Source organism: Streptomyces albidicamelliae (assembly GCF_025642175.1).
In the GTDB taxonomy this organism is placed as follows: domain Bacteria; phylum Actinomycetota; class Actinomycetes; order Streptomycetales; family Streptomycetaceae; genus Streptomyces; species Streptomyces albidocamelliae.
The window spans coordinates 8,312,771-8,336,012 of the sequence record NZ_CP106795.1; the positions used below are offsets into that span (position 1 = coordinate 8,312,771).

The 23,242-nt window shown below is 73.2% G+C and carries 17 protein-coding genes; 3 read left to right on the forward strand and 14 right to left on the reverse strand.

Annotated features, from left to right (window positions below; translation table 11 throughout):
* Positions 1 to 47: 47 nt before the first annotated feature.
* The 4 genes from N8I86_RS37675 to N8I86_RS37690 are packed head-to-tail and all read right to left on the reverse strand — an operon-like array spanning position 48 to position 2,522.
* The gene (locus tag N8I86_RS37675; RefSeq protein ID WP_123441431.1) at positions 48 to 956 is read right to left on the reverse strand and encodes a phosphotriesterase family protein; all 909 of its coding nucleotides are present in this window, start codon (positions 954 to 956) and stop codon (positions 48 to 50) included.
* A complete protein-coding gene (locus N8I86_RS37680) occupies positions 953 to 1,537 on the reverse strand; it encodes a DUF4865 family protein (protein WP_263279988.1) in 585 nt (194 codons plus the stop codon). The genes N8I86_RS37675 and N8I86_RS37680 overlap by 4 nt, the downstream gene beginning before the upstream one ends.
* A 14-nt stretch (positions 1,538 to 1,551) precedes the next feature.
* Complete coding sequence (locus N8I86_RS37685) at positions 1,552 to 1,941, reverse strand: (R)-mandelonitrile lyase (RefSeq protein WP_263279989.1); 390 nt, start codon at positions 1,939 to 1,941, stop codon at positions 1,552 to 1,554.
* Positions 1,942 to 1,946: 5 nt separating this feature from the next.
* Entirely contained in the window at positions 1,947 to 2,522 is a 576-nt protein-coding gene (locus N8I86_RS37690) for a TetR/AcrR family transcriptional regulator (protein WP_241841292.1), read from the reverse strand.
* On the opposite strand from N8I86_RS37690, the gene N8I86_RS37695 reads away from it, so the two are divergent.
* On the forward strand, positions 2,521 to 3,624 hold the full coding sequence (locus N8I86_RS37695) for an SDR family NAD(P)-dependent oxidoreductase (protein ID WP_263279990.1): 1,104 nt from the start codon (positions 2,521 to 2,523) through the stop codon (positions 3,622 to 3,624). The genes N8I86_RS37690 and N8I86_RS37695 overlap by 2 nt on opposite strands.
* A 100-nt stretch (positions 3,625 to 3,724) precedes the next feature.
* Positions 3,725 to 4,426: a YqjF family protein gene (locus N8I86_RS37700; protein ID WP_263279991.1), complete on the forward strand. Its 702-nt coding sequence runs from the start codon at positions 3,725 to 3,727 to the stop codon at positions 4,424 to 4,426.
* Positions 4,427 to 4,453: 27 nt separating this feature from the next.
* On the opposite strand, the gene N8I86_RS37705 is transcribed toward N8I86_RS37700, so the two are convergent.
* A complete protein-coding gene (locus N8I86_RS37705; protein ID WP_263279992.1) occupies positions 4,454 to 5,791 on the reverse strand; it encodes a glycosyltransferase in 1,338 nt (445 codons plus the stop codon).
* Between the two features lie 178 nt (positions 5,792 to 5,969).
* Here N8I86_RS37705 and N8I86_RS37710 point away from each other — a divergent pair, with 178 nt between their 5' ends.
* A complete protein-coding gene (locus N8I86_RS37710; protein ID WP_263279993.1) occupies positions 5,970 to 8,048 on the forward strand; it encodes a glycosyltransferase family 4 protein in 2,079 nt (692 codons plus the stop codon).
* Positions 8,049 to 8,274: 226 nt separating this feature from the next.
* Here N8I86_RS37710 and N8I86_RS37715 read toward each other — a convergent pair whose 3' ends face one another.
* The 9 genes from N8I86_RS37715 to N8I86_RS37755 are packed head-to-tail and all read right to left on the reverse strand — an operon-like array spanning position 8,275 to position 23,011.
* Entirely contained in the window at positions 8,275 to 9,015 is a 741-nt protein-coding gene (locus tag N8I86_RS37715) for a thioesterase II family protein (protein ID WP_263279994.1), read from the reverse strand.
* The gene (locus N8I86_RS37720) at positions 9,012 to 10,304 is read right to left on the reverse strand and encodes an ATP-grasp domain-containing protein (protein WP_263279995.1); all 1,293 of its coding nucleotides are present in this window, start codon (positions 10,302 to 10,304) and stop codon (positions 9,012 to 9,014) included. The genes N8I86_RS37715 and N8I86_RS37720 overlap by 4 nt, the downstream gene beginning before the upstream one ends.
* Positions 10,301 to 11,902 carry a condensation domain-containing protein gene (locus N8I86_RS37725; RefSeq protein ID WP_263279996.1) on the reverse strand — a complete coding sequence of 534 codons (1,602 nt, stop codon included), beginning with the start codon at positions 11,900 to 11,902 and terminating at the stop codon, positions 10,301 to 10,303. The genes N8I86_RS37720 and N8I86_RS37725 overlap by 4 nt, the downstream gene beginning before the upstream one ends.
* Entirely contained in the window at positions 11,899 to 13,158 is a 1,260-nt protein-coding gene (locus N8I86_RS37730) for a cytochrome P450 (RefSeq protein WP_263279997.1), read from the reverse strand. Before N8I86_RS37730 ends, N8I86_RS37725 begins: the two co-directional genes overlap by 4 nt.
* Positions 13,155 to 14,924 carry a non-ribosomal peptide synthetase gene (locus N8I86_RS37735; protein ID WP_263279998.1) on the reverse strand — a complete coding sequence of 590 codons (1,770 nt, stop codon included), beginning with the start codon at positions 14,922 to 14,924 and terminating at the stop codon, positions 13,155 to 13,157. The genes N8I86_RS37730 and N8I86_RS37735 overlap by 4 nt, the downstream gene beginning before the upstream one ends.
* Positions 14,924 to 15,736 carry a thioesterase II family protein gene (locus tag N8I86_RS37740; protein WP_263279999.1) on the reverse strand — a complete coding sequence of 271 codons (813 nt, stop codon included), beginning with the start codon at positions 15,734 to 15,736 and terminating at the stop codon, positions 14,924 to 14,926. Before N8I86_RS37740 ends, N8I86_RS37735 begins: the two co-directional genes overlap by 1 nt.
* The gene (locus N8I86_RS37745; protein ID WP_073898704.1) at positions 15,733 to 17,001 is read right to left on the reverse strand and encodes an MFS transporter; all 1,269 of its coding nucleotides are present in this window, start codon (positions 16,999 to 17,001) and stop codon (positions 15,733 to 15,735) included. The genes N8I86_RS37740 and N8I86_RS37745 overlap by 4 nt, the downstream gene beginning before the upstream one ends.
* Positions 16,998 to 17,207 carry an MbtH family protein gene (locus N8I86_RS37750; RefSeq protein WP_073898706.1) on the reverse strand — a complete coding sequence of 70 codons (210 nt, stop codon included), beginning with the start codon at positions 17,205 to 17,207 and terminating at the stop codon, positions 16,998 to 17,000. Before N8I86_RS37750 ends, N8I86_RS37745 begins: the two co-directional genes overlap by 4 nt.
* Positions 17,204 to 23,011, reverse strand: a complete 5,808-nt coding sequence (locus N8I86_RS37755; protein ID WP_263280000.1) for an amino acid adenylation domain-containing protein — start codon at positions 23,009 to 23,011, stop codon at positions 17,204 to 17,206. Before N8I86_RS37755 ends, N8I86_RS37750 begins: the two co-directional genes overlap by 4 nt.
* Positions 23,012 to 23,242: the final 231 nt, after the last annotated feature.

A 23,242-nucleotide genomic window follows, 5' to 3' on the forward strand; every position in this document is an offset into this window, starting at 1 on the left:
CAATGGCCGCAAGGGCCACGGAACCGCAGGATCGGGCCACCGCCTGCTCACTTCCAGTCGACCGCGAAGGCCTGCCCCGGATGGACTCCGAGGATGCGGTCGACCAGCTGCGTGCCCAGCACCTGCGTCAGCCGCGGCCGCACACGGCGCAGCAGGTACGGCATCCCGGGGCCGCCGTTCACCGAACGGGCCCCGGCGACCACCGTGTCCCCGCCGAGCAGCAGCCGGTCCGCGAATCCCGCGTCCGCCAGCGCCCGTAGCGCCTCCGGCATCCACCAGTCCGTGGCGTGATGGGCGCGGGACGGCCCGTCGAAGGCCAGCCAGCAGCCCGACGCGGCGGCCTGCCGCTGCACCACCGGATCGGGGAAACGGTTCAGATGGCCGAGGACGATCCGGTCTCCCGGCACCTCCAACTCGTCGCACAGCAGGTCGAGTACGTCGAGCGCTCCGGTGCCCAGCTCCAGGTGGACGGCGATGGGCGCACCGGTGGCGTGATGGGCCTCGGCCGCCGCCGCCATGGTCCAGCGGGCGTGCGCGTCGAGCGCGTGGAAGCCGCCCGCCACCTTGATCAGACCTGCCCGGACACCGGTGGTCCCGATGCCCTCGGTCAGCTCCGCGACGAACACCTCGGCCAGCCGGCCGCGCAGCCCCTGCAGCATCTGCGCCGGGTAGTGCGCGGCCTGGTGCAGTCCCGTGGCGCAGACCAGCCGCACACCGGTGGCCCGTGAAAGCGTCGGCAGGTCCGCCGTCCGCCGCCCCATTCCGTACGGCGTCCACTGCACGACGGCCGCCCCGCCCGCCGCCCGGAATGCGACCAGCTCGGCCCGTGCCGCCGAGGCGTCGTCCAGCTCTTGGCCGGGCAACTGCGGGCTGCGCAGGAAGAGATGGTCGTGCGCGTCGCACACCCCCAGTTCCCCGGGTCGGACGTCACCGAGGACGGTGCGGACGCGGCTCACCACTGCCGGCCGCGCGTGAGCCGGTCCCGGCCGGGGGCGGACAGGTGCAGCACCTGGAAGAGGTCCCCGTCGCGCTCGGGCGCGGCGTGCTCCCAGAGGGAGAAGTGCACGACCTCCCATGCGTGCGTGTCCACGGCTGCCGCCGCCAGTACCGCACCGTCCTCCGCGGCCAGCCGCGCCGTCTCGGCCGCGGTCTCCGCCATGAACGCGGCCAACTCCACGCCGTCAGGCACCGCTTGGCGCCGGCGCAGGGCGAAGCCGGGCGCGGATCCGGTCGCGGCGCCCTCCTCGAACGCCAGACCCGTCCACTGCCGGACCGCCGGTCGCCCGAAGTCGTCGACAGGTCCCTGGAAGGCGCCACCCCACAGGAACCTGTTCATGCCCTCGGCGGTGTTCCACAGGTAGAACGGCCCGTACTGGTTGACCGGCGAGCCGTGCACCCCGCGCTCGCGCAGCACGTACGTTTTGATGCCGAGGCCCTCCCAGTCGTCCAGCAGATGCCCGACGCGGGCGACACGCGAGCGGATGACGCCCATGTCGTAGTCCGTGGGCAGGGTGAACTCGTACTGCATGGCGTGCAATCCCGGTTCCCTTCTCAGGCGGGGTAGTCGTGCACGTGCTCGTGCCACTCGGTCGTCGTGCCGTCCGCGGCGGCCTCCACGACCGCCAGGTGGCTCATGAAGGTGCGCGGCCCGGCACCGTGCCAGTGCCACTCGCCCGGCTCGATCCACACCGTGTCGCCCGCGCGGATCTCCTCGACGTCACCGCCCTTGCGCCGCACGAGCCCCTCTCCCTCCAGGACGTGCAGCACCTGCCCGTGCGGATGCCGGTGCCAGGCCGTGTGGGCGCCGGGTGCGAAGTGGACGTTGAACATGCGCAGCCGGCACGGGGCGGCGGGCGCGGCGATCTCGTCCAGCCAGACCGTGCCGGTGAAGTTCTGCGATGGGCCCTGCTGCGTGTCGGGGCGCCGTCTGGTGATGTGCACGTGCCTCAGTTCTCCTGTCCGTGAGTCCGGGGTGCGAGCAGGGAGAGCAGGCCGCGGACCCCGGCGTCGAAGGCCGCGGGGGAGCCGGAGGCGCGGGCGAGGACGTAGCCGCCCTGGACCGTGGCGACCACGGCCGCGCCGATCTCCTCGCCGTCCAGTTCCGGCGCGAACTGCCCGTGCCGTTTGCCCTCGTCGACGATCGCGGCGATCCGCTCCCGGATGCACGCGATCGTCTCGTCCACCGGCGCGCGCAGCTCGTCGCTGGCGATCACGTCCGGATCCATGGTCAGCCGGCCGACCGGGCAGCCGCGCAGCACGTCACGCTCGCGCAGCAGATACGCCTCGATCCGCTCGTACGGGGTGCCCGGTCCGCCGAGGACCCGTTCGGCGGCGGCGCGCAACTCCTCGGCGGTGCGCCGGATCGCCGCCAGGGCGAGATCCGGCTTGCCTTTGAAATGGTGGTACATACTGCCCTGGCCCGCGCCCGCGCGCTCCAGGATCGCCTTGGGGCTCGTGCCCACGTACCCGCGCTCCCACAGCAGTTCACGGGTGGATTCGATCAGGCGTTCCGAGGTGCTCATGCACCTACTGTACATACTAGTAGTTACATTCACTAGCCCGCTGGCGCCCTGCGGGCGACGTGGGCTGGCCGATGCTTCCTGTTCCATCAACCGCATCACGGCCAACCGGTACAGCGAGTGTGAGTGGATCACCATCCACGTCGACGTCATCAAGATCGTCCGAGGTCAGCCGGTCCTCGAAGGCACCGCAGACTTCGACGCCAAGCACCACCCCGAGGCCCCCACCGACGTGAGCATGATCAACCAGCCGCGCATCGCCGACGGCGTCCGAGTGCTCCGCCTCCGCGGCGGTTACTACGGCGACCCCTACCCGGTGTGCCCGCGTCTGCATCCGGCGGACGGCCGACCAGCGAACCAGACACGTACTGCGAGGTCGTCGGCACGGAACGCGAGGCGGGACATGGACCTACGAGGTGCACGGATTCTGGTGCCGGGTGCCACCGGGGAGATCGGGGCGGCGCTCGCCGTACGGCTGCACGCCCTCGGTGCCCGCACGGCACTGGCCGGACGTGACCGCGAGGCCCTCACCCGTGTCTCGGCGGCGTGCGAGCACGCTCCCGCCCGCACCTTCGACGCCTGGGACGCCTACTCCTGTGCCAAGACCGTCGACTGGGCGGCGGCGGAACTGGGCGGCCTGGACGGCGTCGTCGTATGCGTCGGAGTCGCGGCCTTCGGGCCTGCCGGGGAGGTGGAGGACGCGGTGTCCGAACACCTGATGGCGGTGAACGCGCTGGCCCCCATGGCGTTCCTGCGGGCCGCCGGGGACCGGTTGCCCGAAGGAGGCGTCCTCGCGGCCGTCACCGGGATCGTCGCCGAGGCAGCACCGGCCCGGATGGCGGACTACGCCGCCGCCAAGGCCGCGCTGGCCACCTGGCTGACGGCGGTCCGTCGCGAGCAGCGACGCCAGGGCGTGACCGTGCTCGAGATCAACCTGCCCCACATGGACACGGGCTTCGCCGGGCGCGCCGTCGCGGGCCAAGCGCCGCCGCTGCCACGGGGATTGCCCGTTCCGGACGCAGTGGACGTCATCGTGCGGGCGCTCTCCGAGGGGGCGAGACTTGTGCGTCCCGGCAGCGGTGCGGCGCTCGAAGTGGTGCGGTAGGGCGGACATGCCGAGAAGATGTCTCCCGTACGGCCCCTCGTCCCACCGCGCCCGGCCCGCGGAGGCGTTGACCCCGCTGGCTCCCCGTACGGTGCGGCGCGTGCTGTTCCGGCAGCGCTGGCGGGACCTGGTGTTCCTGCACTGGCCCGCCGACCCGTTCGAGGTGGCCCGGCTGCTGCCGGCCGGCACCGTGCCCGACCTCCACCAGGGCCGGGCGTACGTCGGCCTGGTCTTCTTCCGCATGGACGACCTCGCCTTCGGCCGGACGCCTGCCCTGCCGTACCTGGGGAGCTTCGGCGAGGTCAACGTCCGCCTGTACAGCCGCGACGCCACGGGACGGCGCGGGGTGGTGTTCCGTTCGCTCGACTGCGACCGGCTGCTGCCCGTACTGACGGCCCGCGGCGCGTTCGGCCTGCCCTACCGGTGGTCCCGCATCCACAGCCAGTGGTTCGACAGCCGGCTGCTGTACCGCACGGGTCGGCGCCAGGGTGCACGAGCCGGGGCACGGGTGTGGCTGGATGTGGCGGACGAGCCGGTGGCGGCCACGCCGCTGGAGGAGTTCCTCACCCAGCGCTGGGGGCTGCACGAGCGGTTCCTCGGTCGCACCTACTACCTGCCCAACGCACACCCCGCCTGGTCCTTCCGCAGGTGCACCCTGCTGGGCTGGGAGGACGACCTGGTCGCGGCGGCCGGGCTGTCGAGGCCGCAGGGCGAGCCCGTGAGCGTTCTGTACGCTCCCGGCCTCCCGGTGGTCTTCGGCCCGCCGGTGCCCCTGTCCGCACCCGGCACGTGGCCCCGCTGACCTACCCCGGCACGACGGCACCGGGGATCAGTCCGTCGAGTTCCGCCGGCCCATGGCCGCCAGCAGCTCTCCGGCCGCCCACCCGGGCCCCCGCCGCCGTACCGCCGCGGCCAGTTCGGGCATGCGCGGGCTCACCGTCCGCCGCAGCGTCCTGAGCGCCGCAGGGACGTCGGCCGGCGACAGCGTGTTCGGGTCGAGCACCACACCGGCACCGGCGCGCTCCGCGTCCCGGGCCACCGAGAACTGATCGCTGGAGAACGGCAGCACCACCGCGGGCACGCCCGCCCGCAGGCATTCGGTGAAGGAGTTGCTGCCACCGTGGTGCACCATCGCGTCTACCTGCTCCAGCAGCGCGCACTGGGGCACCGACGGCACCACCACGGCCCGTTCGCCCGCGAGATCGGCCAGCGCGGCGGCCCGTTCTCCGGCCGCGACGACGATCGACACGTCCGGCATGCCGTCGAGCAGCCCCGTGACGACAGTGCGCAGGACGTCGTCGCGCGCGGACAGGAACGTACCGAGCGCGACGAGGACGACCCTCTCGCCGCTCGAACGCAGCGTTTTCAGGTGCGCGTCCCACTCCGCGTCGAAGGGGTCCGGGACTGCGGCCATGTGCCCGGCGAACAGGCGCACCGGGCCCGGCGGAGGCGTCGGCAGCCAGCGGAACGCCGGGTAGGCGTAGACGACGGCGTGCGGCGAGCTGAGGGCGAAGGCCCGGCCCGGAGCCGGCCGGGAGGGCGCGTGCCGCCGGGCGAAGGCCGCGAACAGGGCGGTGAAGGCCTCGTCGTTCTGCCGCGCCGCGGCCCTCAGTTCCCGCAGCCGCTCCGGATTGGGCCGCAGTGCGTCGGGCCAGGCGTAGGGGACGCCGAAGTAGGCGTCGGGGCCGGAGAGCACATAGCTGGGATGTCCGGGGCAGAAGGTCGCGTAGGGCACGCCCAGACAGTGCAGGGCCAGGGTGACCGGGTAGCTGAGCTGGTCCACGACGTACCAGTCGGGACGCAGCCGCCGGTCGGCCGAGCGCAGCGCGTCGAGCACCCCGTCCGGGTCGGCCAGCATGTCAGCCCGCCGATGGCGGCCCTGGGCCAGCAGCGCCGACACGGCACCCTCCCTGGTGGCGTCCAGGAACTCCGCCAGCCGGGCCGCCTCCCGGGCATCCTGCTCGGTCGCCTCGGCCACCCCGGTGTTGGCATTCCGCGTCACGGACAGCGGCTCGAAGCCCACCCCGGCCTCCCGCGCCAGGTGCTCGAACGCCGGAGCGCAGGCGAAGTACACGTCCGCACCGCGCCGGCGCAGAGCCGCGGCCAGGACCGACAGCGGTCGTGCGTGGGACACGAACGGGGGACTGACGACAACGACACGCGGCATGCGACCCCCTCGGCCAAGGCATCTTCCGCCCGCTGTCCAGCAGACCCGGGCCAGCGCATCGTAGCCACGTTCGGGCAGGTCGGACGGTGTGGCGATCAACACTGGAGGCAGGTGCATCCAGAAGGCCGAAACCCCGCGAACCACGGAGGTCAGCGCCGTCCCTGAGACAGGAGAACCCGTGGTCGGCACCGCTTTCGCACCCCCCTCGGCGGCTCACGGCCCCGCACGGCCGGGAGGAACGGGCCACGAAATCCGCGACCCCTTGGTGGCCGCCCGCACCGCGTTCTTCAACGGCTCCGGCTGGACCGCGCACCTCCCCGAACCGAGACACGACAGACGTCTTCCGGACGCGCAGGGTGAACTGGCGAACCTGCTGGAAGCCGAGTACGGGCTGCGGCCGCGGGCCGTCCCGCCCGGCGAGGGACCCGAGGTGGACCGCCGGGACAGGGCCGTGGCGGGACTGCGTCGCGCCGCCCGGCTGGGCGTACCGCTGACGCCGGAGGCCCTGCTCGCCCACCGGGAGGGCGACCCCCGCCTCATGGCCGTGCTGACGGAGCTGTGGCCGGAGACCGTTCGCTGGCACGGTCCCCGGCACGCCGAGGAGGTTCTGCACGCCATGCTCGGCGAGTCCCGCGACGGACCGGTCGCCGGCCACCTGCTGGACCTCGCGGTGGCCGCCGGCCTGCATCCCCTCACCCCGGTCGAGAGCGCGTCGCTCGCGCGCACCACCACGCATCGGGCCGTACGCCACTCCGCCTGGCGGTACCTGCGTCAACTCCCCGGCGGCCCCACCTATTTGCCCCATCCTTCCCAGGCCGCGGACGCCTACGAACGGCTTCTGCTGGCGCCCCCGGTACCCGCGTTCGGCCCGGAGAGGCAGGGGCCCGCAGGCCGGCTGGTCGCCCAGAGCATGCTGCTGGGCGGCCTGGACACCCCGGGGGAGGGGATGAGCGGTGGACTGGCGGTGCTGCTGGGCGGCCTCGGCGACCGGCTGGCCGCGACCGACGGGATATCCGGCGTCATCACCGTCGTGACCGCCGGGCACGAGGACCTCGCCGCCGACGACCGGCTTGCCCACGAACGCGCCCCCAGGCACTGGGTCCTGCGACTCCCCGTGGACGCCCCCTCGGCCCCGGCTCAGGTTGAGATGCACCGCCACCGCCCCGCACTCACCTGGTGGGCGGTCCGCCTGCTCGGCGCCATGCCACGGCCCCTGGACGTCCTGCACGTCAGATACGCCGACGACGGCAGCCTGGCCCTCGCCGACGCCGCCGAGCGCCTGGGCGCCGCGCTGGTCTTCACGGCCACACCCGACCCGCACCGCGGACTCGCCGAACGCCACGCCGCGAGCGATCCCGCCGACCCCACCGCGGCGGACGCCCTCCGGCACGATCTGCACCGGGTCTTCCTGGCCGACCGGCTCGTCGAGCGCGCGGACACGGTCGTCGGTATACCCGGACGCGGCGGCACCCGCGAACTCGTCCGCCACTTCCCCGGCCTCGCCCGGCTCAACGAAGGACGCGGACCCAGCGCCCCGCCCGAAGGCATCGCTCCCTACCGGCCCGCACCCGACGAGGACGACCGGCGGCGCGAGGCGCTGAAGCGGCTCTACCGGGACGGAACACGCCCCGACGCCCTCGACCCCCGGGACCGCGGACTTCCCGTGCTGCTGTGCGTGGGCCGGCTGCACCCGGTCAAGCAGCAGGACCTCCTGGTCCGGTCCTGGCTGGCGACGGGCGCCCACCACACCACGACCCTCGTCCTCATCGGCGGCAGCCCCGGCACCGGCACCGCCGTGGAGGACGACATCCGCCGCCGCATCGACACCCTCCTCGCCCCGTACCCGCAGGCCGCGCGCCGCCTGGCGCTGCTGCCGGCCCTGCCGAACACCGAGGTACGCCGACTGCAGCGTGCCCTGGCACAGCGCACGGCCGACGCCTGCTGCTGGTACGTCTGCCCGAGCGCGAAGGAGGAGTTCGGGATAGCGGTCCTGGAGGCGATGGACGCCGGCCTTCCCGTCGCCGGTCCGCGCCGCGGGGGAGTCGCGCACTACCTCCGCGACCAGGTCAACGGCCTCCTGATGGACACATCCGGCCAGGCGGGCCTGATGCGGGGCCTGCGGCGGGTCGCCGCCACCTCCGCCGACGACCGGCGCCGTTACGCGGCCGCGGGCAGGAAGCTGGTCGCCGAGCGGTTCTCCGTGACACGCATGGCGGACGAACTGGCCGCCGAGTACACCGCCCTGCACACCGGCTGACCAGTGGGCGCAGGGCCCGCGACGAGAGGGGTGAGGCCGAGCGGCGGCTCGGCCTCACCCCAGCGGGATGCCCGGGCCGCCCTTGAACGGCCCGCGCACCTTTGAGGGGCGGGGGAGTGTCTGGCTGTCAACGGTGTGGGAAACGATCTTTGCCGGCTTGGGGAGCGATCTTCAGCCGCCTCCGTACGAGTCCAGCTGGGGTGTCTCGCCGAACACATCCCGGGGTTCAGGCGAGGTCGGCGGCGATCAGTTCCGCCACCTGTCGGGTGTGCTCGGTGAGGTAGAAGTGGCCGCCCTCATAGGCGTGGAAGCGGATGTCCTTCGTGCCGTGCCGCTTCCATTCCATGACCGCGTCCGCCGGGGTGCGGGGGTCACGGTCGCCTGTGAGCACCGTCAGCGGACAGGACGGTTCGGGGCCCGCCCGCCAACTGTAGGTGCGTACGGCCCGGTAGTCCGCCCGCAGCGCCGGCAGGATCAGCTCCAGGAGCGCCGGATCGGAGAGCAGCTCGGCGTCCGTGCCGTCGAGCGCCCGCAGGTCGTCGAGGATGCCCTGGTCGTCGGTGATCTCCTGCTCGCTCTCGACGCCACGCGAGGGGGCGGGGCATCCGGAGACGTACAGCCGCGCGGGATTCAGGAGGCGGGCCGCCTCGTACGCCACCAGGGCACCCATGCTGTGTCCGAACAGCACCACCGGGCGGTCGTCCAGGGCCGGTTCGAGCGCGGCGACGACCTGCCGGGACAGCTCGTGGAGGTCGTCGACGGCGGGTTCGTGCCAGCGGTCCTGGCGGCCGGGGTACTGGACGGCCAGCACGTCGGCCACCTCGCACAGTTCCGCGGAGAGGGGGACGAAGTAGCCCGCCGCGCCGCCCGCGTGCGGCAGGCACACCAGCTGGACCGGGCGGGTCGCCGGGTCGGGCGTGGTGTGGAACCTGCGCAGCCAGGTCCTGGGGCCCACCGCGGCCGTCATGCGCCGGCCTCGCTCACGTCGGTGAGCGCCGCGGCGGTCGCCTCGCGCACGGTGCCGTCAGGTCGGGTGAAGACGTACGTCAGCTTCGGCAGCGCCTCCTCCAGGGCGTCGAGCATCGCCGTGTGGTCGGCGCAGGAGCCCCAGATGACGTCCAGCGGCGTGGTCATCACCCCGCCGGCCAGGTCGGTGCCCGGGCGGACGTAGGGGCGGATGCCGTCGATGCCCTCGACCTTGCGCACGTCCGTGGCCCCGTGGATCGCCTCCAGTCGGCACGGCTCAACCGGGGCCATGGTGTTGAACAGGAAGTGGACGCGGCCGCCGTAGTCGAACTCCGGGATCTGCGAGGTGTCCCCGAGGGCGAGGAGGCCGCCGAGGCGCACCATGTCGACGCCGCAGACCCGGCGGCTCATCAGGTTGAGATGGCCCGAGAGCCGGCCGTTGACCTCGATGACGCGCGGGCCGTCGGCCGTAAGCTTCAGCTCGGTGTGGGTGATGCCGTAGCGCACTCCGAGGGCGTCCAGGGCGCGGGTGGTGAGGTCGATGACCTCCGCCAGGACGTCGGCCGGCAGGTGCGAGGGCCAGTAGCTGCCCAGCTCGCGGAACGGCTCGAGCAGCGGGAACTTGCCGGTCACCGCCAGGTGCCGCACGCCCTGCGGCGTGCAGACGCTCTCCACGGACACGTAGTCCCCGTACGGCGCGCTCGGCACGCCCTGCAGGAGCTCCTCGACCGTGTACGCGGCCTCCGTGCCCTCGGGGAACAGCCGCGGCAGCAGCTCTTCCATCTCGGCGGCGGTCGTGACGGCGTAGGTGTCGCGACTGCCGCCGCCGCGCACCGGCTTGACGATGGCGGGCAGGCCCACGGCGTCGTACACCCGCGGCCACTCGTCGGGTGAGCTCAGCGGGTGGGAGCGGACCTTGTCGACGCCGGCGTCGCGCATCACCCGGCGCTGGCGGATCTTGTCGGTGACCGTCGCGGCCACCTCCGGGGTGTGGGACGGCAGGCCCAGCGCCTCGGCGATCTCCGCCGTCCTGCGGACCATGCGCTCGCTGTAGGTCACCACCGCGTCCGGCGCCAGGTCCCGCGCCAGGGCGATGTCGCCCTTAGTGGTGCCCGTGAGCGGCACGACGGTGCCGAAGTTCTCCAGGACGGGCCGCAGCCGTTCGGCGTGGCCGGTGGGCGGGAGCAGGAACACGATGTCCCCGAGGTCGGCCAGGCCGACCCCGATCTCGCCCGCGGAGGCCGCGCCGTCGTCGTAGAGCACCGCAAGGGTGCGGCGCCGCTCGCTCATGCGGTGCCTCCGGCGGCCGTGAGGGCGGCCTCGAAGTGGCGGGCGTACTCGCGCACGCGGGCCTCGTCGAGCAGCGCGGGGTCGTAGGCGACCGAGACGCGGCTGCCGGCCTCGGCGCCGTCGACCTCGAAGTCGACGCGGAAGGGGAAGCTCGGCTTGCCCTTCACCCACCAGTCGCGGGTCCGCAGGCCCTGGGTGCCGTCCAGGTCCTCGTAGACGTGGAAGTTCATGAAGTTGAAGGTCACGTCGAAGGGCGGCCGGCCCAGGCGGCTCTCGATCTGCGCGAGCGGGAAGGCACGGTAGGGCGCTCCGTCGCGCTCCGACGCGTGGGCCCTGCGGGCCAGCTCGGGCAGGGGCGCGCCGAGGTCCGTCAGTCGCAGCGGCACCGTGTTGAGGTAGAGGCCGACCATCAGGTCGGCGCCCGGCCGCTCCGGACGGGTGTTGACGACGACACCGCTGACCACGTCGTCGCGGCCGGTCCAGGCGGACAGGGCACGCGCGTGGGCGGCGAGCGCCAGCGACTTCAGCGAGACGCCGGCGTCGCGGGCGGTGGCGCGCATGCCGTCGAGCACCACACCGGGCACGGTGAACTCGACGCCGGCGACCGCGTTGGCCGCGCCGTGGAACTGCCCGCGGGAGAACAGCAGCGGCTCGCTGTCGGCCTGCCCGTGCCAGAAGTCGGCGGCCTCGCCGGAGGCGAGCAGCTCGCGCTCGGCGACGATGAAGTCGTGCTCGCCGGTGGCGGGCGGCCGTGGCAGTTCGGCGTTCTCGCCGCGCAGCCTGGCGGCGTACAGCTCCAGCAGGTCGACGATGAGCCGGCCGTAGCTCCAGCCGTCGACGATCGCGTGGTGGCTGGCGATCGCGACGTGGAAGGAGTCGGGCTGGGCCACGACGTGGCAGCGGAACAGGGGCGCCCGGCTCCAGTCGATGGGCAGGGTCAGGCCCTCGCGACTCCAGTCGCGGATGTTGTCGTGGCCCTTGGCCGGGTTGTCGTCGCCGATCCGCTCGACGGTCAGCGGGGGTTCGACCTTCTCCCACTGCAGCTGCACCGACTCGGAGTACGTGCCGAGGTCGAAGGAGGTGCGCAGCGCGGCGTGGCGGTCGCACAGTTCGGCGAGGGCCTCGCGGAACAGCCGCTCGTCGAAGGCGGCGACGGTCTCCCAGCCGATGATGGAGTGGTAGAGCTCCGGGTCACCGCTGGTCTCGCACAGGTAGATGATGCCGACCTGGAGGGCGGAGGCGGGCAGAGCCGCCGCGACGCCGACCGGCACGAGGATGCGGTCGCTGGGGTCGAGGAGCGCGTCCCGCTCCGCGGCTGGCGCCGGGGCGGCGGCGGGCGCGGGGGCCTGTGTCGCGAGGTGGGCGGCCAGCTCGCGGACGGTCGGGTGGAAGAGAAGGTCCTTGAGGGTCATCGCGATGCCCCGCTCCTGCACGGCCGAGACCACGCGCAGGGCGATGAGCGAGTCGCCGCCCAGGGCGTAGAAGTCGTCGTCGGGGTCGACCTCCTGGCCACCGAGCTGCTCGCCGACGATGCCGGTCAGTACCGCGGTCAGGTCCGTCGCGGACTGCTCCATGGTGTGGGGGTTCCTCTCGTTCATCGGCCCGCCACCGCTTCGACGCGGCGCGGTACGGCGCGGACCGGAAGGCTGGTGAAGCCCGCGACGAAGTTGGACACAAGGTGCTGCGGTTCGCCGGCCGGCACGAACTCCTCGATTCGGTCGAGGACTTCCTCGAAGAACAGGCGCAGGGTGAGGCGTGCCACGGTCGCCCCCAGGCAGTAGTGGGCGCCGTAGCCGAAGGCGATGTGACGGTTGTCGGAGCGGCGGACGTCGAAGCGGTACGGCTCCGGGAAGACGTCGGCGTCACGGTTGGCGGAGCCGACCCACACGGCGACGGCCTCGCCCCGGGGCACCGATCCCCCGGCGATCTCCACATCGTCCACGGCATAGCGCAGGAAGCTGCTGGCCGGGGAGGTCCAGCGCAGCCCCTCCTCGACGAGCGAGGGGATCAGCGCGGGGTTCTCGCGCACGGCGCGGAGCTGGTCGGGGCGCTCCATCAGAGCGAGGACGGTGCCGGCCACGGTGTGCGGGGTGGTCGCGTTGGCGCCCAGGAGCAGGCTGTAGCAGTTGACGACCACCTCCTCGCGGGTCAGTTCGCCGTCCCGCATGGTCATCAGCAGCCGGAAGGCATCGTCGCCGTCGGTGCCCTTGCGGGCCTCGTACTGCGTGGCGAAGTACTCGAAGAGCTGGTGGTGCGCGATGGCGAGGGTGGCGTGCGGGTTGCGAATGGTGAACACCGGGTCCTGCGGGGCGGCGGCCATGCCCGTCCACTGGACCAGGTCCTTCCAGTCCGGCTCGGGCAGGTCCATCAAGGCGCCGGCGATCGCCATCGGAAGCATGGTGGCCTGCTGGGCCAGGTCCCAGACCGGCCCGTCGAGGGCGCCGGCGACCAGGGAGCGCACGGCGTCGCGGATGCGGTCCTCGCTGCGGGCCAGACCGCGGCCGGTGAACATCTTGTTCAGGGGGCGGCGCAGTTCGCTGTGGCGGGGCGGGTCGGTGGCGACGAGCATCCGGCCGGAGGCGGCGTCGTCGTGTCCGAGCTGGCTGAGCAGGCTGCCGCGCTCGGAGGTGAACTCGCGGTGGCTGCCCAGGACCCGGCAGGCGTCGTGGTAGCGGGTGACGTTGAAGAAGGCGCGTCCGTCGGGCAGTTCGCTGCGGTGCAGCGGGGCCTGCTCGCGCATCACGGCCCAGGCGGCGTGGGGATCCCCCTCGGCGTGGTAGGCCGCGTCGAACAGGTCGACGCGGGACAGGTCGACCGCGGCCCGGTCGGCGGCCGTGACGTCGGTCAGCTTCACCTGGTCACTCCCGCCTGCGTCAGGGACCGGGCCAGTCCGGCCGGGGTCGGGTCGAGGTAGAAGGAGATCGGGGAGATCTCCACGCCGAACTCGCGGTGCAGTTCGGCGATGAGCGCCACCGCGAGCAGCGAGTGCCCGCCGAGCTCGAAGAAGTCGTCGTCGGCGCCGATGCCCTCCAGTCCCAGGTGGTCGCACCACATGCCGGTGACGGCCTGCTCCAGGACGCCTTCGGGCGCGCGGTGGGAGGCGTTGACCTCGGGGCGCTCCTGGACGGAGCGATGTTCCAGCGCGGTGCGGTCGACCTTGCCGTTCGGGGTGAGCGGGAGCTCGTCGACCACGCGCACCAGGGAGGGGACGGCGTAGGCGGGCAGGGTCTCGGCGAGCCGGGTGCGCATCTCGAGCGCGGAGGGCCGGGCCGCGGTGTCGGCGGGGACGACGTAGGCGACCAGCCGGCGGGTGCCGGAGCCGTCGCGCGGGGCGACGACCTCGGCGCGGGCGACCGCAGGCAGGGCGGTCAGCGCGGCCCGGACCTCGCCGGTCTCGATGCGGAAGCCGCGTACCTTGACCTGGCCGTCGGCGCGGCCGAGGAACTCCAGGGTGCCGTCGGCGGTGCGGCGTGCCAGGTCGCCGGTGCGGTACATGCGCTCGCCGGGGGCGCCGGTGGGGGCGGCGACGAAGCGGGCGGCGGTCAGGCCCGGGTTGCCGAGGTAGCCGTGGGCGAGGCCGGTGCCGGTCGCGTAGATCTCGCCGGTCTCGCCGTCGGCGACGGGGCGCAGCCGCTCGTCGAGGAGCAGGACGCCGGTGCCGGAGACGGGCCGGCCGACGGGGACGGCCGTCGCCCCGGTCGGCTCGGTCATGGTGTGCACGGTGGTGAACGTGGTGTTCTCGGTGGGCCCGTAGCCGTTGGCGACGACCGTGTGCGGGAGCGCGGCGAGCGCCCGGTCGACGTGTGCGGCCGAGAGGGTGTCGCCGCCGGCCAGCAGATGGCGCAGCGCGGGCAGGTCGCGCAGCCCGAGGTCCACGGCCTGGTGGAAGAGGCCCGCGGTCAGCCACATGACGCTGACCCGCTCCTCCCGTACGAAGGAGAGCAGTCCCTCCAGGGAGAGGTCGCCGTCGGGCGCGACGGCGAGGCGGGCGCCGTTCAGCAGGGCGCCCCAGATCTCCAGCGTGGAGGCGTCGAAGGCGAGCGGCGCGAAGTGCAGGAACACGTCGTCGGGCGTGGCGGTCAGGAAGTCCGCGCCGCGCACCAGGCGCAGCACCGCGCGGTGCGGGACGCACACGCCCTTCGGGGTGCCGGTCGAGCCGGAGGTGTAGGCGACGTAGGCGACGCGGTCACCATCGGCGACGGGCGCCGGCGGGGCCGTCCCGGGCTCCGTCTCCTGCGACGGCTCGTCCAGGGGGACGAGCACGGTGTACGCGTCCCCGAGGTCGTCGGCGGCGCCCTTGTCGGCGAGCACCACGCGGACCGCGGCGTCGCGCAGGATCAGGTCGCGGCGTGCGGCCGGCTGGCGGCGGTCGAGGCCGAGGTAGGCCGCGCCCGCCTTGAGGACGGCGAGCAGGTGGACGGCGGTCGCGGCGCCGCGGCCGGCGGCGAGGGCGACGACCTCGCCGGGGCGTACGCCCTCGGCGCGCAGACGGTGGGCCAGCCGGTTCGCGCGTGCGTCGAGTTCGGCGTACGTCAGCGTGGCGTCGTCGCCGGTGACCGCGGTGCGGTGCGGGTGTTCGGCCGCGAGGCGGGCGAACAGGGAGTCGATGGTGTCGGTCATCAGTGGTGTCCTTCGGCGGGCGAGGAGACGGCCAAGGCGGGCAGCGGGGCGCCGGGCAGGGCCAGCGAGTGCAGCAGCCGGGTCAGTTCGGCCGGGGCGTTCAGGAACGCGTAGTGCGCGCCGGGCAGTTCGGTGAAGGTGACCTGCTCGGACCACTCCTGCCAGCCGGTCAGCTCGGCGGGCTCGATCTCCGGGTCCTCGCTCCAGGTGAGGGCGGTGACGGCGGAGGGCAGCCGGACCGGCTCCGGCCGGTGGTAGACGCGGTTGGCGTCGAGGTCCTGGTGCAGCACGTGCAGGGTCAGTTCGATCAGCATGGGGTGCGCCTCGCCGCCGCGGGCGACGACGAGTTCCGACAGCTCGGCGCCGAGCGCCTCGTCGGTCATGTCCAGGAACCGGTCCTTGGGGCAGTCCTGCGGGGCCACTTGCGCGGAGACGACGACCTCGCGCGGCACCGGTCCGCCCAGCTCCGCGAGACGCAGCGCGGTCTCGAAGGCGGGCAGGGAGCCCGCGCAGTGCCCGAAGAACACGGCCGGCCGGTCGAGGTAGGGCAGCAGCTCGTCGGCGAGGTTCTTCGCGAGGTCCTGGTAGGTGCCGTAGTGGGCCTCGCGGAAGCGGTTCTCGCGTGCCGGCAGCTGCACGGGGCAGATCTCGACGTCCCCGATCATCCGCGGCCACCGGTTGAACATCGAGGCGCCGACGCCCGAGTACGGGAAGCAGAAGACGCGGGCGGCCGCGTCGTCCGACGGCTTGCGCAGCAGGGAGCGCGGGAACTTCGCGGGGGCGGTCGGGGTGGCGTGGGCGGATGCGGTCATGCCTTGCTCTTCTCTGCGGCCTCGGCCCCGGCCTCGTGCCCGGCCTCCGATTCGGGTACGTCGGTCACGGTGCGCACCGAGCGCAGCAGCAGGACGGCCGGTCCCGCGACCATGATCAGCGCGGCGGCTCCGTACAGCGCGGTCTGCACGCCCACGGCGTCGGCCACCGGACCGGCGCCCGCCATGCCCAGCGGCACCAGGGCGAAGGAGCCCAGGGACTCGTAGGACATGACGCGCGACAGGGCGTGCGGCGGCACGTTCTTCTGCAGCGCCGTGTCGAGCAGGACCTCGTAGACGTCGATGACGATGCCGGCCAGGAAGGTGGCGCCGGCGATCGCGGCGAGCGGTGCCTCGGCGGCCATGAGCAGCACCGACAGAGGGAAGCCCATGGTGAGGAGGGCGGCCGCGCGCACCGGGCGGCGCGGCCGGAACTTGATGGCCACCACGCTGCCCACGATGAAGCCGAGGGCCTGCGCGATGAGCACCACGCTCCAGGCGCCGGCCCCGCCCAGCGACCGGTCGGCCATGACCGGCCCGAGGACGTAGAAGCTCCCGGCGAGCAGGACGTTGACGTAGGCGAGTTGGGAGACCATCACCCAGATCCACTGCTTGGCCGTGAACTCCTGCCAGCCCTCGCGGATCTGCCGGATCAGCGTGGGCGCGTCGGACGGCGGCGGCTGGTGGGCGACCTTGACGCCGAGCAGCAGCAGCGCCGAGAGCGTGAAGGTCGCGGCGGGCACGACCATGGTGTTCCCGGCCCCGATGGTGGAGACCAGCACACCGCCCAGGGCGGCGCCGAGGATGCCGCCGCCCCGCATCGAGAGCTTGAGCAGGGAGTTGGCGGACTGCAGGTCGTCGCCCGAGACGAGCAGCGGCATCGCGGAGCGCGAGGCGGGCTCGAAGAGCGCGGTCGCCGCTCCGGCGAGGGCCGCGAAGCCGGCCAGCATCCACGGGGTGGCGTGTCCGGTGATGACCAGGACGGCGGCGAGCCCCTGGGTGAGGCCGGCGGCCAGGTCGGCGCCGACCATGACGCGCAGTTTCGGCAGCCGGTCGGCGATCGCCCCGCCGAGCAGGACGAACGTGACCTGGCTGAGCAGCCGCGCGGCCAGGACGACGCCGAGCATCGTCGGGGAACCGCCGGGCAGGTGCAGCACGGTGAACGCGAGCGCGATCGGGGCGATCGCGTTGCCGAGCAGGGAGGTGGACCTGGCGGCGAACAGCGCGAGCACGGAGCGGTCCTTCAGGACCGCGAAGTCGCTGGTCATACCGGTGCGCCCTCCTCGACGGGGGCGGGACGCAGGTCGGTCCAGTTCGCCTCCACGTAGGCGAGGCACGCCTCACGGCTGTCGGTCGGCAGGACCACCGACCAGCCGGCCGGCACCTCGGCGAACTCGGGCCACAGCGAGTGCTGTCCCCGGGCGTTGACGATCACCTGGAAGCGGCCGGTCTCGTCGTCGAACGGATTGGTCATCGGTCATTCCCCTGCTTCTCGCTGCGCCGGGCAGCGGTGATCTCGGCCAGCGCCTCTGCGAGAACCGGCCCCATCTGGGCCAGCGACTCCGGCTGGTTCATGGCGGTGTGGGTGGTCTTGACGGAGTGCCAGGTGACCCGGCCGGCGACGTACTGCTCCCAGACGTCGGGCATGGGGGCGCCGTCGTTACGGCCCTCGGTGGCCAGGAAGAAGAGCACGTCCCCGAGGAACTTCTCCGGCTGGTGGTCCTTGACGATGTGGCGGTTGTGGGACATCGCCGTCAGCAGCGCGACGAGCTGGTCCTCGGTGAGGCTCGCCAGCGCACCGGTGTCCTGCTTGAGCACCTCCAGGACGTCGGTGATCTCCTTGGAGCCGGCCTGCGGCACCACGCCGGGCCGCTCGGGGTCGAGGAGGGCGGCGACCATGTTCTGCTCGTTGACGCGGTAGTGGTCGGGCACGCCCGGGTAGCAGTCGAGCATCGTGAGCAGCGCCGTCTCGTCGCCCTCGGCCTGCAGCTGGGTGGCCATCTCGAAGGCGACGACGCCGCCGAAGGACCAGCCCAGGAAGTGGTAGGGCCCCTGGGGCTGGATGCGCCGGACCTCCTGGACGTACGTGGCCGCCATCTCCCGTACGGTCGCGGGCATGTCGTCGGGGTGCAGCAGGCCTCGGGCCTGGATGCCGTAGACGGGCATGTTCTCCGGTACGTACTTGAGGAAGCTGGAGTAGCTCCAGGCGAGGCCGCCGCCGGGGTGGATGCAGAACAGCGGCTTCAGGTCGCCGCCGGTGCGCAGCGGCAGGACCGTCTCCAGGGCGGCGGCGCCGTTGTCGACGCCGGCCCGCTCGGCGAGGCCGGCGACGGTGGGCGCCTCGAAGAAGGAGACCATCGACAGTTCGAGCCCGAGGGCGGTGCGGACCCGGGCGATGAGCCGGGCGGCCAGCAGCGAGTGCCCGCCAAGCTGGAAGAAGTCGTCGTCGATGCTGACGTGCGGCAGCCCGAGGACCTCGGCGAACAGCTGGCACATGACCTCTTCGCGCGGGCTGCGCGGGGCCCGGCCGGAGGTGGTGGCGCCGATCTCGGGGCGCGGCAGCAGGTCGCGGTTGAGCTTGCCGTTGCCGCGCAGCGGCAGCGCGTCGAGCAGGACGTAGGCGGCCGGGACCATGTAGTCGGGCAGCCGGGCGGCGACCTGGCCGCGCAGCTCGTCCGGGGTCGGCGCCTCGGCGCCTTCGACGGGCACGACGTAGGCGGCCAGGCGCCGGTCGCCCGGCTGGTCCTCGCGCACCACGACCGCGGCCCGGGCGACGGCCGGGTGTTCGGCCAGCACCTCCTCGATCTCGCCGAGCTCGATGCGGAAGCCGCGCAGCTTGACCTGGCCGTCGACGCGGCTGACGAAGTCCAGCGTGCCGTCCTTGCGCCGGCGGGCGAGGTCGCCGCTGCGGTACATGCGCTCGCCGGGCCCGCCGAAGGGGTCGGCGACGAAGCGGGTGGCGGTGAGACCCGCGCGACCCAGATAGCCGCGGCCGACCCCGATGCCGGCCAGGTACACCTCGCCGACGACGCCGACGGGCACCGGGTTCAGGTGCGCGTCGAGGACGTGGACGCGGGTGTGGGAAAGGGGGCCGCCGACGGGGATGCGCCCGTCGAGGTCCGCCGCGGTGACCGGGTGGACGCACGACATCATCGTGTTCTCGGTGGGGCCGTACTGGTTGACGACCTCGCAGCCCCACTCGCTCAGGAGCGTGCCCGCCTCCGGGGCGCGCAGCGCCTCGCCGCCGGTGCCGACCAGGCGCAGCGCGGCGACGTCGGCGGGCCGGAGGTCGTAGGAGAGCACGGCTTCCAGCAGGGACGGGACGATGAACAGGATCACCGTGGGGCGGACGGCGCGCAGTTCGTCGACGACGACGCGCGGGTCGCGGGCGCCGTCGGCGGGCAGCAGTGCCACCGTGGCGCCGACCGCGAGCGGCGCGAACAACTCACGGACGGAGGGGTCGAAGCCCAGGGCGGTGATCTGCAGGCTCGTGTCGGCGGGGGTGAGCCGGAAGCGCTCGATCACGTCGGTGAGGCGGGTGGCGACACCGCGGTGCTCGATCAGGACGCTCTTGGGCCGGCCGGTGGAGCCCGAGGTGTAGATGATGTACGCCAGGTCGCCGGCGCCCGCGACGGGGGCGGGGCGGTGCACGGGGGCGGCGGCGAGCTCCTCGTCGCGGTCGGCCCGCAGCAGCCGTACCCGCTCGGGCAGGCTGAGGTCGTCGCCGAGGTCGGCCTCGGTGAGCAGGACGGTGGCGCCGCAGTCGGCGAGCATGAACTCACGCCGTTCCGCCGGGTGTTCGGCGTCCAGGGGGACGTAGGCGCCGCCGGCCTTCCACACGCCGAGGATCGCCGCGACGGCTTCGGGGCCGCGCCGCAGGCACAGCGCGACACGGCTGTCCGGGCCGACGCCGAGGGCGCGCAACCGGTGGGCGTACTGGTTGGCGCGCTCGTCGAGTGCGCGGTAGGTCCAGGTGGCGCCGGACTGGGTGAGGGCGACGGCGTCCGGCGTCGCGTCCGCCTGGCGTTCGACCAGTTCGGCGGTCAGCTCGGTGGTGGCGGGCCGCGTCGAGGTGTCGTTCCAGCGCACCAGCGACGCCCGCTCCGCCTCGGTCAGCAGCTCGACCTGGCTGAGCCGGGTGGCGGGGGCGGTGGCGACGGCGCGCAGCAGCCGGGCGAGGCGGCCGGCGATCGACTCGGCGGTGTCGCGGTCGAACAGCGCGGTGCTGTACTCCAGGGCGGACCGGATGCCGAGGGCCTCGCCGTCGGCGCCGCGCCGCTCCTCGAACTTGAAGGACAGGTCGAACTTGGCGGTGCCGCTGAGGACGGGGTAGGCGGTGCCGGTGACGCCGGGCAGGCCGAAGTCGTCCGGCATGCTGTTCTGGGCGGCCACCATCACCTGGAACAGCGGGTGGCGGGCGGCCGAGCGCACCGGGTTGAGCGCCTCCACGAGCCGCTCGAACGGCAGGTCCTCGTGGTCGAACGCGGACAGGTTCACCGCGCGCAGGCGCCCGAGCAGCTCGACGAAGCTGGGGTCGCCGGAGGTGTCGGCGCGTAGGACCAGGCTGTTGACGAAGAAGCCCACGAGCGGGGTCAGCGCGTCGTCGGTGCGGCCGGCCACGGCGTTGCCGAGCGGGATGTCGGTGCCCGCGCCGAGCCGGGTGAGCAGGGCGGCGACGGCGGCCTGGAGCACCATGTTGACGGTGGTGCCGGTGGTCCGGGCCAGGGCCGCCACCGCGGTGTGCAGCTCCTGGTCGAGGTCGCCGACGACCATGTCGCCGGCGAAGTCGCCGCCGGCGGGCCGCGGCCGGTCGGTGGGCAGGTCGAGCTCGTCGGGCAGCTCCGCGAGCGTCTTCGTCCAGAAGTCCAGCTGGCGCGAGACGAGGCTGTCCGGGTCGTCCTCGCCCGCGAGCAGCTCGTGCTGCCAGGCCGCGTAGTCGGCGTACTGGACGGGCAGCGGCTCCCAGTCGGGGGCCGTCCCGGCCAGACGCGCCGTGTAGGCCTGGGCCAGGTCGCGGATCAGGGGTTCGAGCGACCAGCCGTCGCCCGCGATGTGGTGCAGGACGAGGAGCAGGACCCACTGTTCTTCGCCGGTGCGCAGCAGCCGGGCGCGCAGCGGCAGGTCGCGAGTCAGGTCGAAGGGGGCGCGGGCGGCGGCCGTCACCTGCTCGTCGACCAGCTCGGGCGTGGTCTCGACGACCTTCAGTTCCGGCCGCGCGTCGGCGGCGGCGAGGACGCGCTGGTGGGCGACGCCGTCGCGCTGCGGATAGACGGTGCGCAGCACCTCGTGACGGGCCACCACGTCGCGCACGGCCGCCTCCAGCGCGGCGACGTCGACGCTGCCGGTGAGGTGCAGGGCGTGCGGGATGTGGTAGGCGGCCGTGCCCTCGTGGACCTGCTGCAGGAACCAGAGCCGCTGCTGGGCGTACGAGAGCGGGGCGTCGCCCTCGCGGGTGCGGGCCCGTACGGCCGGGCGGGTGCGTCCCGCGTGCGCCCGGGCCGCGAGCGCGCCCGGGGTGCGGGCGTCGAAGAGGTCCTTGACGGCGACCTCCAGGCCCAGGACGGCGCGGATGCGGTTGACGAGGCGGATCGCCATGAGGGAGTGGCCGCCGAGGACGAAGAAGTCGTCGTCGGGGGCGACCGAGGTGCGGCCGAGGACCTGCGCGAACAGCTCGCACAGCAGTTCCTCGCGCAGCGAGCGGGCGGACGCCGCCCCGGCGCCGGCGGCGGTCTCGGCGGCGGTGGCGGCCGGCGCGGGCAGCTTGTCGCGGTCCAGCTTGCCGTTGACCGTCATCGGGAACTCGCTCATCGCCCGGAAGGCGACGGGCACCATGTACGAGGGCAGCAGCGCGAGCAGGTGGTCGCGCAGCCGCGCCACGTCCAGCGCGGCGCCGTCGGCGAGCACGACATATCCGGCCAGCTCGCGCTCCCCGTCGAACTCCTTGACGGCGACGGCCGCCTGGCGCACGTCCGGGTGGGCGGCCAGCGCGGTCTCGATGTCGCCGAGCTCGATGCGGAAGCCGCGGATCTTGACCTGGGCGTCGCGGCGGCCGCGGTATTCGAGGTCGCCGTCGGGCAGCTGGCGAGCGAGGTCGCCGGAGCGGTAGCCGCGCAGCGGCGAGCCGTCCGCGGCGGTGAGGGTGACGAACCGCTCGGCGGTCAGGTCGGGGCGGCCGAGGTAGCCGAGGGCGACGCCGGGTCCGGTGACGACGATCTCGCCGGTCTCCCCGTCGGCGACGGGGGAGAGGTCCTCGTTCAGGAGCTCGATGCCGAGGTCCGGCAGCGGGCGGCCGATGAGGCTGCGGTCCTGCTCCAGGTCGGCGGCCTTCACACGACGGTGGGTAGCGTGCACGGTGATCTCGGTGATGCCGTACATGTTGACGAGCTCGGGCTTGGCGTCGCCGTACTTGTCGATCCAGGGCGCGAGGTCGGAGAACCTGAGGGCCTCGCCGCCGAAGACCACGGAGCGTACGGACAGCCGATCCTCGTGGCCGCGCTCCTCGGCGATCAGCTGGCCGAAGGCGGTGGGGGTCTGGCTGAGCATGGTGACCCGCTCGTCGCGCAGCAGGGCGCGGAAGCGGGCGGGGTCCTTGGCGATGTCCCCGGGGACGATCACGACGGTGCCGCCGTACAGGACGGCGCCCCAGATTTCCCAGACGGAGAAGTCGAAGGCGAAGGAGTGGAACATCGACCAGACGTCGTCGGGCCCGAAGCCGAAGAGCGACTCGGTCTCGGAGAACAGCCGCACGACGTTGCCGTGGGTGACCTCGACGCCCTTGGGGCGTCCGGTGGTTCCCGAGGTGAAGATGATGTACGCCCGGGTGTCCGGGGTGATCGTCATGGGCCGCAGGGGCGCGGCCGGCGTCTCCTGCGGGGGGCCGTCGAGGACGAGCACGTCCTGCCCGGCGGGGAGCGCGGATGCCAGCCGGGCGGTGGTGAGGACGAGCGCGGGCGCCGCGTCCTCCAGGATGGTGGCCAGCCGGGCTGCCGGGGCTCCCGGGTCGAGCGGCACGTAGGACGAGCCGGTCTTCAGGGCCGCGAGGGCGGCCACCACCATGTCGCAGGAGCGCTCCAGGAGGATCGCGAGCGGCCGGGCGGGCTGGTCGGTCCGCGCCTGGATCCGTGCCGCGAGGTCCGTCGACGCGGCTTCGAGTTCCTCGTAAGTCAGCCTGTCCGTACCGCACTTGACTGCGACGCGTTCCGGATGGCGCTCGGCGGTCGCCAGGAAGGCACTCACCAGAGTCGCTTCGGTCGAATGGTTGGCAGCACTGTTCGGCATGCTCAGATCCCCCGCTTCCGAGAAGGGTGCGACGTACGTCCGCACTCGACCGAAGGTGATCGGCGGAACCGTACTGATGGCGAGAACATAAGATCACTTGCCAGAACTTGTCAATCTGTTGCCTAATCCGAGGCAACTCGCTATCTTCAGGATGTAACCCCTGATCAGCCGCTCCGGGCCACCGCCCGGACCGATCGTCGCCGCCGCCCGGCCCATCCCTGGTCCAAGGCG

Coding starts and splice junctions, on each gene's coding strand:
- N8I86_RS37735 (WP_263279998.1), bottom strand. CDS start 14,924: ATGACCGACACCATCGACTCCCTGTTCGCCCGCCTCGCGGCCGAACAC.
- N8I86_RS37755 (WP_263280000.1), bottom strand. CDS start 23,011: ATGCCGAACAGTGCTGCCAACCATTCGACCGAAGCGACTCTGGTGAGT.
- N8I86_RS37690 (WP_241841292.1), bottom strand. CDS start 2,522: ATGAGCACCTCGGAACGCCTGATCGAATCCACCCGTGAACTGCTGTGG.
- N8I86_RS37705 (WP_263279992.1), bottom strand. CDS start 5,791: ATGCCGCGTGTCGTTGTCGTCAGTCCCCCGTTCGTGTCCCACGCACGA.
- N8I86_RS37745 (WP_073898704.1), bottom strand. CDS start 17,001: ATGACCAGCGACTTCGCGGTCCTGAAGGACCGCTCCGTGCTCGCGCTG.
- N8I86_RS37720 (WP_263279995.1), bottom strand. CDS start 10,304: ATGAGCGAGCGGCGCCGCACCCTTGCGGTGCTCTACGACGACGGCGCG.
- N8I86_RS37695 (WP_263279990.1), top strand. CDS start 2,521: ATGCACCTACTGTACATACTAGTAGTTACATTCACTAGCCCGCTGGCG.
- N8I86_RS37725 (WP_263279996.1), bottom strand. CDS start 11,902: ATGAACGAGAGGAACCCCCACACCATGGAGCAGTCCGCGACGGACCTG.
- N8I86_RS37740 (WP_263279999.1), bottom strand. CDS start 15,736: ATGACCGCATCCGCCCACGCCACCCCGACCGCCCCCGCGAAGTTCCCG.
- N8I86_RS37715 (WP_263279994.1), bottom strand. CDS start 9,015: ATGACGGCCGCGGTGGGCCCCAGGACCTGGCTGCGCAGGTTCCACACC.
- N8I86_RS37750 (WP_073898706.1), bottom strand. CDS start 17,207: ATGACCAATCCGTTCGACGACGAGACCGGCCGCTTCCAGGTGATCGTC.